The following is a 15984-nucleotide window of genomic DNA, read 5'->3' as shown; positions in this document are numbered from 1 at the left end:
ATGATGACGAACCAACACCGCGGCGCCTTCGCACACGTCTTGTCTTCTCCGCTTGCAGGAGAAGGCAAGGCTGCGCGCCTCGCCATGCCGCTGGCCATCCTTCTCCTCGCCATTTTCTTCCTCATCCAGCAGGCGCTCACCGCCCATGCGGCGATGGACATCCAGGAGGTAAAATCTGGAAAGGGCATAAAGGCCTGGCTGGTGGAAGACCATACGGTGCCGATCGTCACCATCCACTTTGTCTTCGAGGGCGGCACCACCCAGGACCCGATCGGCAAGGAGGGGCTCGCTTATCTGATGACCGGCCTGTTCGCAGAGGGGGCTGGCGATCTCGACAGCGATGCTTTTCAGGTGGAGCTCGACGATGCGGGCGCCCACATGAGCTTCATCGCGCAGCGCGACTGCATCAATGGGTCGATGCGCATGCTTTCTCAACACCAGGATGCCGCTTTCGATCTGCTCAGGCTCGCGGTCAACAGGCCGCGCTTCGACCAGGAGGCGTTCGAGCGCATCCGCGCCCAGGTCTTCTCCGACATCATCGCCAAGGAACGCGATCCCAAGACGATCGCACAGGGCAAATGGCGGCGCGCACTCTACGGCACGCATCCGTATTCAAGGCCGGACAAAGGTACCAAAGTGAGCCTCGCCGGCATCACGCCGGCCGATCTCAGCGCCTTCCACAAGGCCATTTTCGCTCGCGACGGGCTCCGTGTTGCCGTGGTCGGGGACATCGACGCGAAGACGCTCAGTAACAAGCTCGACCAGCTGTTCGGCGATTTGCGCGAAAAGAAGACGCTTTTTCCCATCGCCGATGTCGCTGCAGAACTCGGACAGCAGGTGGAGGTGAACTACGACCTTCCACAGACCTCGCTGCAATTGGTTTTTCCAGGCGTCGCGCGCAGCGAGCCACAATTCTTCGCCGCAGTGCTGATGAACGAAATCCTCGGCGGATTGCCCTTCACCTCACGCCTGTATGACGAGGTGCGGGAAAAGCGCGGCCTTGCCTACAGTGTGGCTTCCAACCTGGTCGACCAAGAGCATTCCAACGCGCTGATCATCAGCACCGCGACGCGCTCGGACCGCGCCTCCGAGACCCTCGGCATTGTGCGCGACGTGGTGAAGAAGATGGTGGAAGAGGGCCCGACCGAAGCCGAGCTCGAGGCGAGCAAGAAATATCTGATCGGCGCCTATGCCATCTCCCGTCTGGATTCCTCCAGCTCGATTGCAGCCACCCTGGTCGATATGCAGATCGACAATCTCGGCATCGACTACATCCAGCGCCGCCCAGCCCTCATCGATCAGGTGACGCTCGGCCAGGTCAAGGCAGCGGCGAAGAAGCTGCTTTCGGCCGAGCCTTCTATTATGGTCGTCGGCCCGTCGCTGGGGGGCAAAGGATAGGCCCAGGAACCCGGTGCTTACCTTCTCCCCTTGTGGGCCTTTTCGCATGGAGCGAAGTCCGTTTCGGTTAGAGGCCCGCGGAGCAGTTCTCGGGGACCTTGTGAGGCATTTGCCCGGTTCAGGCGGTCGACTCTCGCCTGATTGTGCCGCTCCTCCTCACCCAGCTTTTCGAGCGGATGGTGGACGCCGGAGGATTGTCTGCAATTGTAGGCGCAGGCCACCAGCGTGCACCGCGTGCGGCTGGCGAAGCCGACGACCGATTGTCCAGTTTTCGCCTCAGTGAGAACCGCGAGCCATCGACCAGAGAATTCGAAGTCCTTTCCCTTTCCCGTTGAGTACCGTGGTCTACCAGCCGTCTGGCCGAGGCCCTATAAGAAAGCCGCACCTGCAGAATACACCCCACATTCTGCCGACATGGATATTCGCTGCGTTGAGGAGGAATCCGGTATTGCCCCTGTGCCTGCCGATGATCCGCCACCTGAAATCCCCCGACCTGTTTGGCGCCATCGACCGCATGCCGGCACTTGGCACACCTGTTGGCGAGCGGACCTTCAAGGTCTTTAACCCGTCGACCGGCGAATTGCTGGCAGAACTTCCGGACATGGGTGTCGAGGAGACGCGCGCTGCAATCGACATGGCCTATGTCGCACAGGCTGAATGGGCGGCATTGACCGCACGCGAGCGCAGCGACATGCTCTGGCGCTGGCATCAGCTGATTATCGACCACGCCGATGACCTTGCTGCGATTCTCACCGCGGAGATGGGCAAGCCGCTTGCCGAAGCCAAATCGGAGGTCTCGCATGCGGCCGCGTATCTGCAATGGTACGCCGAAGAGGCCAATCGCATCTACGGCGAGACGATCTCGGCGCCGTCGACGGACCGCCGGATGCTGGTGATCAAGCAGCCGGTCGGCGTCGTTGGCACGATAACACCGTGGAATTTCCCGGCCTCCATGGTGGCGCGCAAGATTTCGCCGGCCTTGGCGGCGGGCTGCACAATCGTCCTCAAGCCCGCTGAACAGACGCCGCTCGTAGCTGGCGCAATGTTCGCCCTAGCGCATCAGGCTGGCTTTCCCGAAGGCGTCGTCAACCTGATCTATGCGTCCGAAGGCGATGCTGTCGGCCGTGAACTGTGCACCAATCCCAAGGTCCGTAAGATCAGCTTCACCGGCTCAACCGAGGTTGGCCGGCTGCTGATGCGCCAGTGCTCGGACCAAATCAAGAAGGTCAGCCTCGAGCTCGGCGGCAATGCACCTTTCATCATCTTCGACGATGCCGATATCGACGCCGCGGTTGACGGGGCGATCCAGGCGAAGTTCCGCAATGCCGGACAGACCTGCGTTTCGGCGAACCGCCTTTACGTCCAGTCAAGCGTTCACGACGAGTTCGTCGAGAAATTCGTGGAGAAAGTCCGCCACTTATCGGTTGGGGATGGCTTCGCTCCCGCGGTCGACATCGGCCCGCTCATCGACAAGCATGCTTTGGTCAAGATCCAATCCCATATTGCCGATTCCGTCGCAAAAGGCGGTGTAATTCGATGCGGGGGCAAACACATCGGCAAGGAAGGCACGTTTTTCCAACCGACGGTCCTCACCGAGATCTCCAGCGAAATGATAGTGGCGCAAGAAGAGACATTCGGGCCCTTGGCTCCAATCATTCGCTTCGAGGATGCGGATCAGGTCGTGCGTGAGGCCAACGACACGATCTACGGCCTCGCCGCTTATTTTTATGCGTCAAACCTGAAGCGTGTCTGGCGCGTGGCCGAGGCCTTGGAGTACGGCATGGTGGGCATCAACACGGGACGGATGTCGTCGGAAGCAGCGCCGTTCGGTGGGATAAAACAGTCCGGCATCGGACGGGAGGGTTCCCGCCACGGGCTCGTGGATTACCTCGAAATGAAATATCTCTGCCTGGGCGGCATCTGACGCATCTTTTTGCGGATTCGCAGACCCGGTTATCGAACGAGCCACCTCCGAATGCAGGAACGTCCTCGATGGGAGCGGACGAACGGCTCGGCAACCGGAGCAAAAACGCAATCCTGAAATACTATCTTGGCTGGATGTATCTCAAGACGAGACTATCGTCCGCATTGCCAGCGAAACGGCGCGCATGTAACGGAGGAAACGCTTGCGAGCGATTTGGCGGCACTCGCCGATTATCTTAAGGCGCCGGGCTGTTGTTTGCGCGGGTCGGTTGGAAGCCTGCGCGATCGTGAACGCGGGTTGTGCGTTGTCGGGTCTCTGGGGCTGAATTTGAACCAGAGCCTTCCGATCGTGACTCACTTGCACTTCGGCCAACTGCCCCGATCCCGGAGAGGTCAAGGCGAATGCCCGGGATCTTCCGGTTCTGTCCAAGCCTGTACCGGCGGCGTAGCCGTTGCCGTAGCGTGTCTACACTCGTTCCCTCTGCTGCCGGCAGGGCAACGTCCAAATCGTCCGGATCCGGCTCACTGAACACCGCCTTCCCAAATCTGATATGGTCCATGTGGCCCGTCTCCCGTCACGATGATTTCGCAGAAGGCTCCCACCTTCCCCGCAGTGAAGGTGGACATCATTCCTTGGATGCTACCGCCGATGATCAGTAGTCGCCGAGTCATATCCCGCTGCCCATTTCTTCGGCCAACGGGTCGGACCAACTCTCGATGGAAGTAGGGCTGATGAAGCCGCGATGCTCGGGGGTGGCGCGCGGCGCGCGCCCGAGAAGGCTGTCGAGGATGCGACGCGCTCGCCAGGCGAGCAGGCTTAGATTCGGATCAGCCAGTCCGCGCTGCCCGAGGCTCGCGTTTTGTATGAAGATGCGACTGTCTGGCGGCCCGTCCCAGTGCACCGAAAAATCTTCGCCAATGGCCAATTCATTGTCGACCTGCTCCAGCCGGTCCGCGATCGGTTCCAAGAAGTCTGGCACCGCGTTCTGGTAACCGGTGGCCAAGATGACGATATCGGCCATGACGTCTCCGACATAGTGCCTGGCGCGCTGCAGGGTCAGCCTGTGACCCGCGCCAGCGTTGATGCAGCGCGAAACGTTGCAACCTGGCCGCAGTGTGATGTCGCATGGGTTTGGCTCGAGAAATGCGTGGCGGTACAGCGCCTGATAGATAGCACGCAACGTGCTTTCCGAAATGCCGTCCGAGGCGAGTACGAAACGCTCCAGGAACAGCTTGCGCTGCAACTGGCTCATCTTGGCGAAACGATCCGAAAAGCAGGGCATGAACAACTCGTTTGTGAACGGGCTGTTGTCGAGGGGCAGGTAGTTTTCACGCTGCGAGACCCAAGTGATCGATCGAGGCCGCCGTTCTTTCGGCAGGCCGACAAGGTGCAACATCACCTCGGCCCCCGACTGGCCTCCGCCAACCACGCAGACATGCTTCCTCCGCACGTCAAGATCGATGTGCAGGACGACAGATGAGTGGAACAGGTTGCGTCCAGTCCAGCCCTCAAACTGAGGCGGAATTCTCGCCTGCTTGCCAATGCCGACCACGAGGTTTCTGGCGCCAAGAACCGCGTTTTCCGTCCGCACCCGGAACTCGCCGTCAAAGCGGATTTCGTGCACGGTCTCCCCGCCACGAACAAGTGGGTTCCTGTGGAAGGCCCAGTTCAAGTATTGCTCGAACTCAGCTCTGAACACGGCCCCGAACTGTGCGTTCAGGAAGTGGTACAGACGCCCGTTCTCGTACAGGTAGTTTACGAAAGTGTAGGCTGATCGCGGATTCACCAGCGTGACCAGATCCTTAAAGTGGCTGACCTGGAGCTCTGAGGAATCGAAAGCGATGCCTGGATGCCAACGGAAGTCGACTTGCCGATCCAGGAACAGCGCCCCTTGCCCGATTTGCTCGTGTATCTGACATGCAAGACTCAAATTAGACGGCCCAGCACCGACTCCAACGCAAGAGAACTCCACTTTGCCTTGCTCCTATTGATTTTTCCCACCAAGCGGCTTGCTCGTGGCGAATATCGGCCATAGCCATTGGCTCCCCCTCGCGAGCGTTTTCGAGCCTTGGTCCGGGCCGGATTTGCGGAAATTGTCCCGTGGATCGGATTGTCGAATGTAGACTCCGAGCATTGCAGCCCGGTCACAATCGACGGGTCGTGCCGGCGACGTGGTTAGGGAGTGTCGACGTCCATCCTTTCCGCCCGCCTCGAAGACCGGGTCGCCGTCACGCGAGACGCCTTCCAGTCCCATTAGATGTTTGAAGCCGGCGCAGTCGCCCGCTCGACCATGACGCGCCGGCCTTTTGGCGGCTTGGTGGCGGGCGAGAGCGCGGTTTTCACTGCGGCGACGGCATTTTCTATGCGGATGATCATGGACGGCGTCTCGCTGAACCTTCGGAGAATCCTAAGCAAGGGCCGTGCCAGAGAAAGGAAATCTTATTAAAGCAATGGGTTGGCGGATGTGCGATCCTGTCGAGAATCCGACATTGAGGGGGCGCCTCACGGCGGCACCCGATTTGCACGTCGATGTCGCCTTTTTCCGAATAGCTAATCGGGCACCTTCTGCACCAGAAGACTTCTCATGGAGACCAGCACGATGTCTTCATGAACGGACGGTGCAGAACCTTGTGTCTCTTGCTGGACAGATCGCGATATGCCTTGTCCAACAAGGTCGGCAGTTGCAAGAGCTGCAAGATCCTTCACCCTCAAGACCCTCGTTGAAAAAGCCCGACCAGCGGCTTGGCGATTTGTCTCAGAATCAGGCGATCGCCCCCGTCGCCGATGTCGATCCGAAACTCTGCCAGTTCGCAGTGAGAGCTCAACTGCTTGAGTTTTCCGCGGTGCCCCACCGAGCTCGCACAGGAGACCAATCAGGCGTTTACGGCTTCACTCGTTGTCGGGTCTTCGACAATGTCGGACATGAGACATAGCGTATCAGAGCCATCCCATTGTTCTAAAATGATTTTCCTGTTTGGCACGACACATGCTTGGCTATCCCCAAACGCATTGCCGCGGACCGGGAGAACTCATCCATGATCACGCTCGCCGAACATGCGGTCGCCGCCGCGAAAACAAAGCTCTCCCGAGCCGGGGGAGAACCTTGAGCTTGTTTTCCAGTCGACATCATTCATCGCGCTATCCGGACATGACCGCATTCGATTTCCGCCCAACGCTGGATGCTCCCGACGATGATCCCTATCTTTGGCTTGAAAATGTAGAAGGCGAACGGGCACTTGCCTGGACCGCCAGCCAGTCGGCCAGGACGCTGGGGTACTTCGGTGGGACGCAGTTCGATCGCGACCGCGACGCCCTGACGGCGATATTCGACCATCCCGACAGGATTCCCCTGATCACCCGCCGCGGTCAGTACCTCTACAATTTCTGGCAAGATGCCCGAAACCCGCGTGGACTGTGGCGCCGGACTACCCTTGCCGGCTACATGAAGGCGGAACCCCAGTGGGAGCTACTGCTCGATCTGGACGCCCTCGCCGCTAGCGACCGAGAGGACTGGATCTGGGGCGGCGCGTCGCTTGAGCCGGAGAGACGAGAAAGAGCCGTTCTGCGCCTGTCGCGCGGCGGCAGCGACGCGGTCGTGCATCGCGAATTCGATCTGGCGTCTCTTAGCTTTGTCGCCGACGGTTTCAACCTCGCGGAGGCCAAGGGCGGGGTTAATTGGCTCGACCCCGACACACTTCTGCTTTCCAGTGCGCTTGGTTACGGCATGGCCACCCGCTCCGGCCACGCGCGCACCGTGCGACTGTGGAAGCGAGGCGCGGATCCGCTCACCGCGCCGGTAATCTTTGAGACCGGTTCCGAATCCCTCGGCGTGTCCTGCCATCTGGACCGCACCGCCGAGAGCGAGCGCCTTTGGTTCATCGAGCAGACGGCCTTCTTCGAGGAGACCGTGCGAATCGGGGACAGGAGCGGGCCGATGATGCAGGTCGACCTTCCTCGAGACGCCAAGTGGAACGGCTTCAGCGACTGGCTGGCGGTAAAGCCGCGCAAATCCTGGACGGTGGGCGGGACGCCCCATCGGGCGGACGCGCTGGTCGGCATCTCGCTCTCCTCTTTCATCGCCGGCGAGCGCAGTTTTGTTACCCTTTTTGAACCAGGCGCCAGGCGCTTCCTGCAGTCATTCTTCTGGAATAACGGGAAGCTCATCATCTCCTACCTCGTCAACCTCGTTCCGCGCTTCGAGATGTGGATACCCGGCCGGCAGCAATGGACGCGCCAGGCCTTGGACGCCGTGCCCGCCGAAGGGACTGTTCACCTGTGCCCGCTCGATGCGGAACAGCACGAGACCAATGGAGAGGTCCTCGTTTCGGCTCAGGATCCCATCACACCGCCGCAGCTTCTCCTATTCGACCTCGATGCCGCGCCGCCTCTCGGCGCTCCAGTGGTCCTGAAGCGCAACCCGCAGAATTTCGACGCATCCGGGCTGGTGGTCACGCGCCACGAGGCAGTCTCGACCGATGGTGAGATGATCCCCTATACGCAGGTCGGCCCGGCGAACAGGAGCGGGGACGCTCCGGTTCACCTCACCACCGACGGCGGGTTCGGCACATCGCTCCTGCCCTACTGCAACTCCTTGATCGGCAAGCTGTGGCTCGAACGCGGCGGCACGTGCGTGGTGGCGAACATCCGAGGGGGTGGCGAGTTTGGAACCCGTTGGCACGAGGACGGGCGAAGACAGGGCAAACGTCTCGCCCATGACGACTTCGCCGCCATCGCTGCCGACCTCGTGCGAAGAGGCATTGCACAGCCGAGGCGGATTGCCGCCGAGGGCGGCTCAAATGGCGGCCTCCTGATCGCCAATATGCTGACCCGCTATCCCGAGCGTTTCGGCGCGCTGTTCTGCACAATGCCGCTCGTCGATATGCGCCGCTACACCAAGCTTTTAGCGGGCGCGAACTGGATTGACGAATATGGCGATCCCGACAAGCCGGAGGATTGGACCTTCCTGAAGGAAATCTCCGCCTATCACGCCGCGATGCCGGGAGAGCCCTATCCGCCGATCCTGATCGCCACCTCGACGCGGGACGACCGCGTCCACCCGGGCCATGCGCGCAAGATGGCCGCAAAGCTGCAGGCTCTTGGCTATTCCGCTTACTTCTACGAACCCAGCACGAGCGGGCACGGCCACGGCAAGGACCATCGGGAGCGGGCCGCATTCACCGCTCTGGGCAACAATTTCCTTCGCAGTACGATCGGCTGGCAGGCGGATTGCCTTCGACAGGCGGCTGAGACCCAGCCAAAGCAACGTTTCAACAAAAGTGAGCACGGGTAGATGATTGCGAGCAGGGCTCAAATAATCAGAGCAGACATGAGTGCTCCATCAGTCTCAAGCAATTCGAGCAGGATTTCTCGTAGTGCAGTGCATTATTTCTGAAGAGCAAGGAGAGAATATTATGGCGAAAAAGCGAATGGGCGTGGCGCGGGCGGCGGCCCTCCTCATTATGGTGGGACAGCAGGCCGTCGCCGCGGACCTTGAACAAGCCGCGAGCGTCCAGCAGGCAGAAGACTGGGTCACGGAAGCGCCAAGCCCTTGGCAGGTCCGCCTGCGCGCGTTGGGGGTCATCACTGAGGATTCGGGCTACGTCAATGCGGTGCCCGATTCCGGTCTTTCCTATTCGGACACCCTGACACCGGAACTCGATATCTCCTATTTCTTCACGGACAACATCGCCACGGAACTCATACTGGGCACGACCTATGCCAACATCGACGGCCAAGGGTCGATCGGCGGGCTGGGCAAGGTCGGCAAGGTTTGGCTGCTGCCGCCCACGCTCACATTGCAGTATCATTTTACCAATCTCGGCGCCTTCAAGCCCTATGTCGGTGCCGGCGTGAACTACACGATCTTCTATAACCAGGATGCCGGCAGCGCCGATGCTCTCAAGGTCAAGAACACGTTCGGCACCGCGCTGCAGGTCGGATTCGACTACATGGTGGATCAACACTGGGGCGTCAACTTCGACGTGAAGAAGCTTTTCCTGAAGCCAAACTTCGACGTCACGGTAGACGGCGCGAAGCTGACGGGCAAGGCGGCGCTCGATCCCTGGTTGATAGGCGCAGGTGTCACCTACCGCTTCTGATCACGAAAGGCGAAGCGGGATTGTTGGAGTCCCGACTAAGAAGTAAGCGCTCGTTTGGGCTGCCGATCTGAAATTAAGGGCGTCTCGTGCGCCCTTATACCTCCGAGGTTGTGGCGCTCAGGAAAGGTGAGAGTGGAGAGACGTGTCTTCACTTCTAGTGCAGCAACGTTCAACGGCAGCGCCAACAAGCTCGATCCGATTGGCTTCGGCTCGCCGGCTGATAGTGAAGATTGGCTCAGCACTGATCGGCGATGCAGAAACGGGAGAGATACGCGGTCCTTGGCTTGAGACGCTAATAGAGGATGTCGTCCGATTTTTCGCACGCGGGCAGCAGGTGATCCTCGTCACCTCTGGTGCCGTCGCGGTCGGCTCAAGTCACTTCAACCATCTGGACAGATCTCTTCGAGTTGAGGAGAAAAAAACGGCCGCCGCTATGGGTCAGGTTCAAATCATGTGTGCCTATGAACGGAGTTTTAGGCGCCATGGTTTTGGCGTTGGGCAAATACTATTGACCCGCGAAGATATAGACGATCAGCATCGTCGCCTCAATGCGGCTTCAACCCTTCACCAACTCCTCAAAGTTGGTGCTGTACCCATTATCAACGAGAACGACACGACCGCAACGGCGGAGATCTGTTTTGGCGACAATGATCGGCTAGCGGCACGAGTCGCGCAGCTGGTAAACGCCGACGTTGTCGTTCTGCTTTCCAACGTTGATGGCCTCTTCTCGGAAAACCCACACGACAACCCCGCAGCCCGCCTGGTGACACAGGTTCGATGCATTACTCCCGAGATAGAGGCCATGGCGGGTCATTCCCTTGCTCGCCATAGTTCGGGTGGCATGGTGACAAAGTTGATGGCAGCAAGGATTGCCACGGACGCGGGCTGTGAAATGATCATCGCGAGGGGAGATAAATCTTACCCGCTCGCGGCCATCGAGAACGGTGGGCCATCAACCTGGTTTTTCCCGCCCCTATAGTCGGCTAATGCATCATGTCGGCAAACTTCTCGCGGAACTATTCGAGGAGATCGAGCGAGCAGCCGTGAGGCCGTTGCTGGCGGCGCCGATCGAACAAGTCACATGAAAGGTGCACAAGCGTTGGTGAGGCGGATCTGGACGGTTCGGTCGATCAGCCGATGCGGAACCGAGCAGAAGGCACCGTCGACCTCGACGTGGTAATCGGGATGCGGTGGTCCGAAGAACCGTGGCGTTCTCGACGGCGACGATGGAGGCTTTCGTCGGTGCAACGGGCAGATGAGCCACGCGATCCCGCCGACCGCCGAACTTGACAACAGGATTGGCCGAGAGGCCCCGCACTGCCCATTGAGGCACGCTGGCTTCACCTGGCTGCATGTCTATCTCTCGCGACTTTCGCTCTGAAGCCCATCCGCTTAGTGAAGACCCTATGATCGTGGATTTGGAAGCCGGTCGGTTGTCAAAGTGTGGTGGCCGCACCGGATCGGCTGAGATGTTATCCGAAATGTCAACCGATAAACATCGGCATGAAATTCCGACGAGTTTTGGTTCATGCTTGTCGAGCGACTACCCGAAGAATGTGAAAAGAAATCATCTATATTTATTATTAAAGTCTATCCTATTTCAAATATCTATAATTAAATTGCGAAATATGATAATATTGTTACGATGTTAAACGTAGTCTTATAAATAACCAAATTGATTTTTTCGTTATAGGCATATAAAAGGGCGATATAAGTATCCTACGAATAGGCATTCGAACGCTATTCGAGATAGTCGTGTCATAAAGCCCGTTTGCCGGGTAAGGAAGTCAAATGTCTGCTGTAAGCAGTGTAAGCAGTGTAAGCAGTGTAAGCAGCGTCCGCCCCGATCGTTCCCGCAACGTCGAACGCATCGGATTCATTGGTACTGGCAGCATGGGCCGACCGATGATCGCCAAGCTCCTGCAAGCCGGCTATCATGTGGACGTCTACGACATCGATCCTGCGGCTGCGAAAGACGTGCTGGAAAACGGCGCCCGCTGGCATGACGCACCGCGCGACGCGGCCCGCGATTGCGGCATTGTCATCACCTGCCTGCCGCTGCCACAAGACGTCTTTGACAACATGACGGGCGAGCAAGGCGCTTTGGCGGGAATGCCACCGGGAAGCGTATGGATTGATACGTCCACCACCGACTACCACAACACGATCGAGATCGGCCGTCGGGCCGCAGCAATTGGCGTGGATTCGCTAGAAGCGCCCGTAAGCAACCTGTCCCACATGGGGGTCGATTTTGCCAATGTCAGCTTCTTCGTCGGCGGGCCAAAGGAGGCCTATGTGCGTTGCGAGACGGTGTTGCAAATCATGGGAGCCATCTCCTTCCATGTCGGAGACATAGGTCAGGGCCAATCAGTCAAATTACTGACGAACCTGCTTTTTTACGCTGCAGCCGTTGCGAGCGGCCACGCGCTCTGCCGAAGCGTGCGAGAGGTTATTCCAGTGCAGCAGGCGTGGCGCAAGTTTGTCGGCTCGTCCGCGAACTCCGTTGCAATCGAGCAGTTCGTCCCGTTTCTCCTGGATGGCAGCTACGATCGCTCTTGCACTCTGGAGATCACGGTGAAGGATATGGGCTTGACCGTTCAGCTGGCCGACGAACTGCACGTGGGACTGCCGATCGGGCGCGCCGTCGAAAAGCGCTATAGCGAGGCAGGACGGAAGTTCGACCGATACGACAGCCATCTGAGAGTTGTGGAGTTGGCGGAGGTGGTCTTCGGCGTTCGGCTGCAAGTGCCGGGCTATCGAGCGCCATCCAAGTACGGTGCCGACCCCTCGCATCCGCCAGACCAGGAATTCCTGACTGATCCCGTTGGCCGCATCAAACCGAAGCGCGAGCATGTGTTTCCGCCCGACGACGTCCAGCTCAGTGGCATCCAGATACGCTTGCTTGAGTCTCTGGTCGGCGAGCTCACCCACGTCAATCGCCTGATCCTTGACGAGGCGTTTGATCTTGGGCGCGGAATGGGCCTAAGCGATGCCCTGATCCACGACGTTATCACCTGGAGCGTAGGCGCCTCCGCATGGTCGGATAGCCATGCTCAGCAATACGGCAACGAGCAGCTTGTGGATCGAGTCGGTGACATTGCGCCGCCGCTGACGACTTTGCCGCATCTCATATGCCCCTAAACGGAGGAAACTGCGATGAACAACCTCGATCAACAGACCGCACTTGAGGAAGCCGCAGAGCGCATCAAGGCTTCCCATGCTCTCGACGGCGACGTCGATCGCTTGACCCACTTCTATGGTGGATGGGCCAGTTCCTATGATCTCGATGTCGGTTGCGAGGAATACTGCGGGCCGACGGTTGTTGCGGAATTGGCAGGCACTGTGCAGACAGCGTATTTAGCCAGCGAACGAACTGCCACCGCAATCCTGGACGCTGGGTGCGGAACGGGCCTTGTCGGCGGGGAACTGGAACGCCTCGGCTTCCGGTTGATTGACGGGATCGACCTCTCCGAGGAAATGGCGGAAAAGGCCCGGCAAACCTGCGTCTACCGCCATGTCCAAGGCGATGTCGACCTTAACGGGCCGCTCTCCGACCACGCCAGCGCGAGCTATGACATCACCATCTGCTGCGGCGTCTTCACGCTCGGGCACATCCGACCGGACGCACTGCGCGAACTCGCGCGCGTTACGCGCCCAAACGGATTCATCATCGTAAGTACCCGCAAGAGCTATGCGGAGGCTACATCCTTTGAAAATGAGGTAAGGCGTCTTCAGGATGCGGGCGTGCTTGTGGCGGTACAGTGTCTAAACGACGCCAAATACATCGCGGAGGAGGGTGCGCATTACTGGGTTTTCAAAGTGCCCGATAGGGCCCGCGCAGAAACGGAGCAGCAGGTATGACCACACTACCGCAAATCTCACTGATGAAACTGGCAGCCGATGCAACGCGACACGAAGAGCGCGAGCGCCTACGCCTGGCCTGCGAGGAGTACGGGTTCTTCTACCTTGAGCACGGAATCCCGAAAGAACAGATCTCAGAAGCGATACAAGCTTCCCGGCGGTTCTTCGCGTTGCCACAGTCGACAAAGGAACGGTACGGTCACGCCGCCCAGAACGTGTACCCCACTACCGCCCGTGGATACAGTCCGTTGCACGGCGAGGTGCTACATCCCGAAGTTGGTCCCGATCCAAAGGAAATGTTCGACCTCGGAATCGAGAACGAAGGCGACCGGCGTCCGTTTGCTGGTTGTACACGCTTTCCGGATGACGCGCTGGCTCCTGGTTTCGCTCGAAGCCTGCTTGCTTTGCAAGCTACCGTGGTCAACGAGGTTGTGCCGGAGCTTGGGATCGCGCTGGCCGACCTGCTCGATATGGAAGAGAGCTGGTTCCTACGCCATTTCAGCCCGCCGACGGTCCTGCAGCGCGTGATACGATATCCGTCTACTGGCGGCACGGCCGGAAAGCATACCGACAATGGCTTCTTCACGCTGCTGCTGCAGGAGGAGCTCCCCACGCGCTCCTTGCAGGTGTGGTTTCGCGGCGGCTGGGTCCCGGCGCCGAGCTTGCCCGACAGTCTCGTAGTCAATTTGGGCGACATGCTTCAGACCCTCAGCGACGACCGCTTCATGAGCACTCCGCACCAGGTCGTGCACAGTGGTCCGACTGACCGGATTTCACTGCCCTTTTTTATCTATCCAGACATCGATGCTCGCCTGACTTCGCGGCAAGGCAAGCACACCTTCAGTGTCGCGGAAGTGATGTTACGCAACTTCGACTCGATTTGGGAAACTGGGAATGGTGCCGGACGGGCGCGAGAGTTGCAGTAGGTCGTTTGGCCTGCTGCCGGTTCCATGGACACCGAGTTAAGGTGTTGAAGATGGAACCGGAGTTTTCCCATGGAGAGAAGGAAGTTCAGCCGCGAGTTCAAGCTTGAGGCGGTGAGATTGATCAAGGAGCGGGGCGTTGCTATAGCGCGACATATGTGGAACGGCCACGCGGGCAAGCGCTTTTTCAGACATTTCACCCAGCGGGATAGGTGCGGTCATATGTCCGGCCTTTCAGCGCGGTCTAGACCGCTGGCCTCGATGAAATTCGCGATGCGAGGGGCTGATCAATCTGACGCGCTGTAAGCGCATTGTCGCGCCGGCCTCTCTCGCCTCGGGATTTCGTCCCGTGGGTCATCGTCTAATTGTGCACCTCGCCTCTGTCCGGCGTCGCGCCGGCCAGTCTGTCCTGGTCGTCGTTCGGCTCAGGCGCGTGCTGCGCCGCTTGCCGCACCAGTATTTCGATATGTCCCGCCCTTGGTGAGCAGCGCCCAGATAATCCTCGCCATCTTGTTGGCGAGCGCGACCGCGACGACCTTGAAAGGCCGCCGCGCCAAAAGGGTCACTAGCCATCGCAGCGCTTTGTCGTTTCCCTTAACGCGCTGCAAGACAGACGTCGCGCCACAAACGAGCAGCGAGCGGAGCGTCGGGTTGCCCATTTTCGATATGCCGCCGAGCCGCTCCTTGCCGCCGCTCGAATGAGGCTTTGGCGTCAGTCCCAGCCGGGCGGCGAAGTGACGGCCGGATTTGAACCCGCCGGGATCCGGGACCAGCGCTTTGACGGAAGCCGCCGTGATCGCTCCGACGCCCGGAATTGTGGTCAGCCGTCGCATGTCCTCATCGCGCTTCGCTTCGCCGACGATCCCTCGTTCGAGCTTGTCGATTTGACGCGTCAGCGCCTCGATCTGATCGGCGATCTCAGCCAAAGCAAGTCGAGCGGCTTTTGGCAGGCAAACGTCCTCCTCGTCCCGTACGATCTCGATCAACGCAGCCACATTAGCCGTGCCGAGGGCGGCAATAACGCCCAACTCCGACAAATGCCCGCGAAGCGCGTTGATCGCCTGAGTTTGCTGGCGGATCAAAAGGGCGCGCGTCCTCAGCACCATGGCCGCCGCTTGTTGATCAGCCGATTTGATCGGAACGAAACGCATGGTCTTGCGGGTGACGGCTTCGCTGATCGCTTCGGCGTCGGCGGCGTCCGTCTTGCCCCGTTTTACTAATCACGAGGTCCCCATAATGCGGAGGAGCACGGCCTGATCGGCGGATTTTCGCGGTTCTTGTGCATGTTCCTCCGCATTATTTCAGAGTGTGTCGAGCCAGGCGAGCAGGCTTGCATCACGCTTCCAAGGTGGCTGGCCGCCGGGTGTGGTTGGAACGGCGACCTTTTCCAGGGCTTTCCGCTTCGTTTCCAGATTGGCCCTGGATCTGCCAGCAGTCGCTGGCAAGGTGTTGCCGCAGGGTGATAGCGCTTGCGCACGCGGGCGCCGTCCCGTTCCTTTCCGGCCAGCTTGAAGGAGGGTTGGAAGAAGTTCACGAACAGCCGAACCGTCGAATAGAGCTGTGCAAGGGCAGCAGCGGCTTCGAGCCCCTCCAGCCGGCGATACCCGACAATGCGTCGCACCACGGCGCCGTTCTTCTGTTCGACGAAGGCCTGGTCATTCTTGCGGTAAGGACGGCAGCGGGTGAACTCGATGCCGGCATCCAGACAGTAGTCGCGTATCGTCTCGTTCAGGAACACGCTGTCATTGTCCGTGTCGAATCCGAGAAGCTGAAATGGCAG

Annotated in this window: 10 protein-coding genes and 3 pseudogenes; 8 read left to right on the top strand and 5 right to left on the bottom strand. The window is 59.4% G+C overall.

Annotated features, from left to right (window positions below):
* Both OHD58_RS28525 and OHD58_RS28520 read left to right on the top strand, forming a co-directional pair.
* Positions 1-1398 (top strand): M16 family metallopeptidase, encoded by a 1398-nt coding sequence (locus OHD58_RS28525; protein WP_263807000.1) that lies wholly within the window; start codon positions 1-3, stop codon positions 1396-1398.
* Positions 1399-1912: 514 nt separating this feature from the next.
* Positions 1913-3322, top strand: coding sequence for an NAD-dependent succinate-semialdehyde dehydrogenase (locus OHD58_RS28520; protein WP_263807035.1), 1410 nt, complete (start codon positions 1913-1915; stop codon positions 3320-3322).
* Between the two features lie 667 nt (positions 3323-3989).
* Here the strand turns inward: OHD58_RS28520 and OHD58_RS28515 are convergent.
* Both OHD58_RS28515 and OHD58_RS28510 read right to left on the bottom strand, forming a co-directional pair.
* Entirely contained in the window at positions 3990-5294 is a 1305-nt protein-coding gene (locus tag OHD58_RS28515; RefSeq protein ID WP_263806999.1) for a lysine N(6)-hydroxylase/L-ornithine N(5)-oxygenase family protein, read from the bottom strand.
* Positions 5295-5575: 281 nt separating this feature from the next.
* Positions 5576-5698 (bottom strand): hypothetical protein, encoded by a 123-nt coding sequence (locus tag OHD58_RS28510; RefSeq protein ID WP_263806998.1) that lies wholly within the window; start codon positions 5696-5698, stop codon positions 5576-5578.
* Between the two features lie 772 nt (positions 5699-6470).
* Here OHD58_RS28510 and OHD58_RS28505 point away from each other — a divergent pair.
* The 3 genes from OHD58_RS28505 (at position 6471) to proB (ending at position 10399) form a co-directional block, all read left to right on the top strand.
* The gene (locus OHD58_RS28505) at positions 6471-8612 is read left to right on the top strand and encodes a prolyl oligopeptidase family serine peptidase (protein ID WP_263806997.1); all 2142 of its coding nucleotides are present in this window, start codon (positions 6471-6473) and stop codon (positions 8610-8612) included.
* A 121-nt stretch (positions 8613-8733) separates the two neighbouring features.
* Positions 8734-9420, top strand: coding sequence for an OmpW/AlkL family protein (locus OHD58_RS28500; protein WP_412177313.1), 687 nt, complete (start codon positions 8734-8736; stop codon positions 9418-9420).
* A 142-nt stretch (positions 9421-9562) separates the two neighbouring features.
* The gene (proB, locus tag OHD58_RS28495) at positions 9563-10399 is read left to right on the top strand and encodes a glutamate 5-kinase (protein WP_263806995.1); all 837 of its coding nucleotides are present in this window, start codon (positions 9563-9565) and stop codon (positions 10397-10399) included.
* Positions 10400-10518: 119 nt separating this feature from the next.
* Here proB and OHD58_RS30845 read toward each other — a convergent pair.
* A pseudogene (locus tag OHD58_RS30845) lies at positions 10519-10608 on the bottom strand (Mu transposase domain-containing protein); the annotation flags it as partial.
* Between the two features lie 681 nt (positions 10609-11289).
* On the opposite strand from OHD58_RS30845, the gene OHD58_RS28490 reads away from it, so the two are divergent.
* The 3 genes from OHD58_RS28490 to OHD58_RS28480 are packed head-to-tail and all read left to right on the top strand — an operon-like array spanning position 11290 to position 14207.
* A complete protein-coding gene (locus tag OHD58_RS28490; RefSeq protein WP_263807034.1) occupies positions 11290-12561 on the top strand; it encodes an NAD(P)-dependent oxidoreductase in 1272 nt (423 codons plus the stop codon).
* Positions 12562-12576: 15 nt separating this feature from the next.
* A complete protein-coding gene (locus OHD58_RS28485) occupies positions 12577-13281 on the top strand; it encodes a class I SAM-dependent DNA methyltransferase (RefSeq protein ID WP_263806994.1) in 705 nt (234 codons plus the stop codon).
* Positions 13278-14207 carry a 2-oxoglutarate and iron-dependent oxygenase domain-containing protein gene (locus tag OHD58_RS28480; protein WP_263806993.1) on the top strand — a complete coding sequence of 310 codons (930 nt, stop codon included), beginning with the start codon at positions 13278-13280 and terminating at the stop codon, positions 14205-14207. Before OHD58_RS28485 ends, OHD58_RS28480 begins: the two co-directional genes overlap by 4 nt.
* A gap of 422 nt (positions 14208-14629) precedes the next feature.
* Here OHD58_RS28480 and OHD58_RS28475 read toward each other — a convergent pair.
* Together OHD58_RS28475 and OHD58_RS28470 are read right to left on the bottom strand one after the other, a co-directional pair.
* Positions 14630-15421 (bottom strand): annotated as a pseudogene (locus tag OHD58_RS28475) (IS110 family transposase); the annotation flags it as partial.
* Positions 15422-15627: 206 nt separating this feature from the next.
* Positions 15628-15984, bottom strand: a pseudogene (locus tag OHD58_RS28470) (transposase); the annotation flags it as partial.

Source organism: Mesorhizobium sp. ZC-5, from assembly GCF_025753855.1.
In the GTDB taxonomy this organism is placed as follows: Bacteria; Pseudomonadota; Alphaproteobacteria; order Rhizobiales; family Rhizobiaceae; genus Neomesorhizobium.
This window is presented reverse-complemented; position numbering and strand designations above follow the sequence as displayed.

Bases quoted from the DNA above. Each gene is read 5' to 3' on its own strand.
- OHD58_RS28485 (WP_263806994.1), top strand. From the start codon at position 12,577: ATGAACAACCTCGATCAACAGACCGCACTTGAGGAAGCCGCAGAGCGC.
- OHD58_RS28480 (WP_263806993.1), top strand. From the start codon at position 13,278: ATGACCACACTACCGCAAATCTCACTGATGAAACTGGCAGCCGATGCA.
- OHD58_RS28520 (WP_263807035.1), top strand. From the start codon at position 1,913: ATGCCGGCACTTGGCACACCTGTTGGCGAGCGGACCTTCAAGGTCTTT.
- OHD58_RS28510 (WP_263806998.1), bottom strand. From the start codon at position 5,698: ATGATCATCCGCATAGAAAATGCCGTCGCCGCAGTGAAAACCGCGCTC.
- OHD58_RS28525 (WP_263807000.1), top strand. From the start codon at position 1: ATGATGACGAACCAACACCGCGGCGCCTTCGCACACGTCTTGTCTTCT.
- OHD58_RS28505 (WP_263806997.1), top strand. From the start codon at position 6,471: ATGACCGCATTCGATTTCCGCCCAACGCTGGATGCTCCCGACGATGAT.
- OHD58_RS28500 (WP_412177313.1), top strand. From the start codon at position 8,734: ATGGCGAAAAAGCGAATGGGCGTGGCGCGGGCGGCGGCCCTCCTCATT.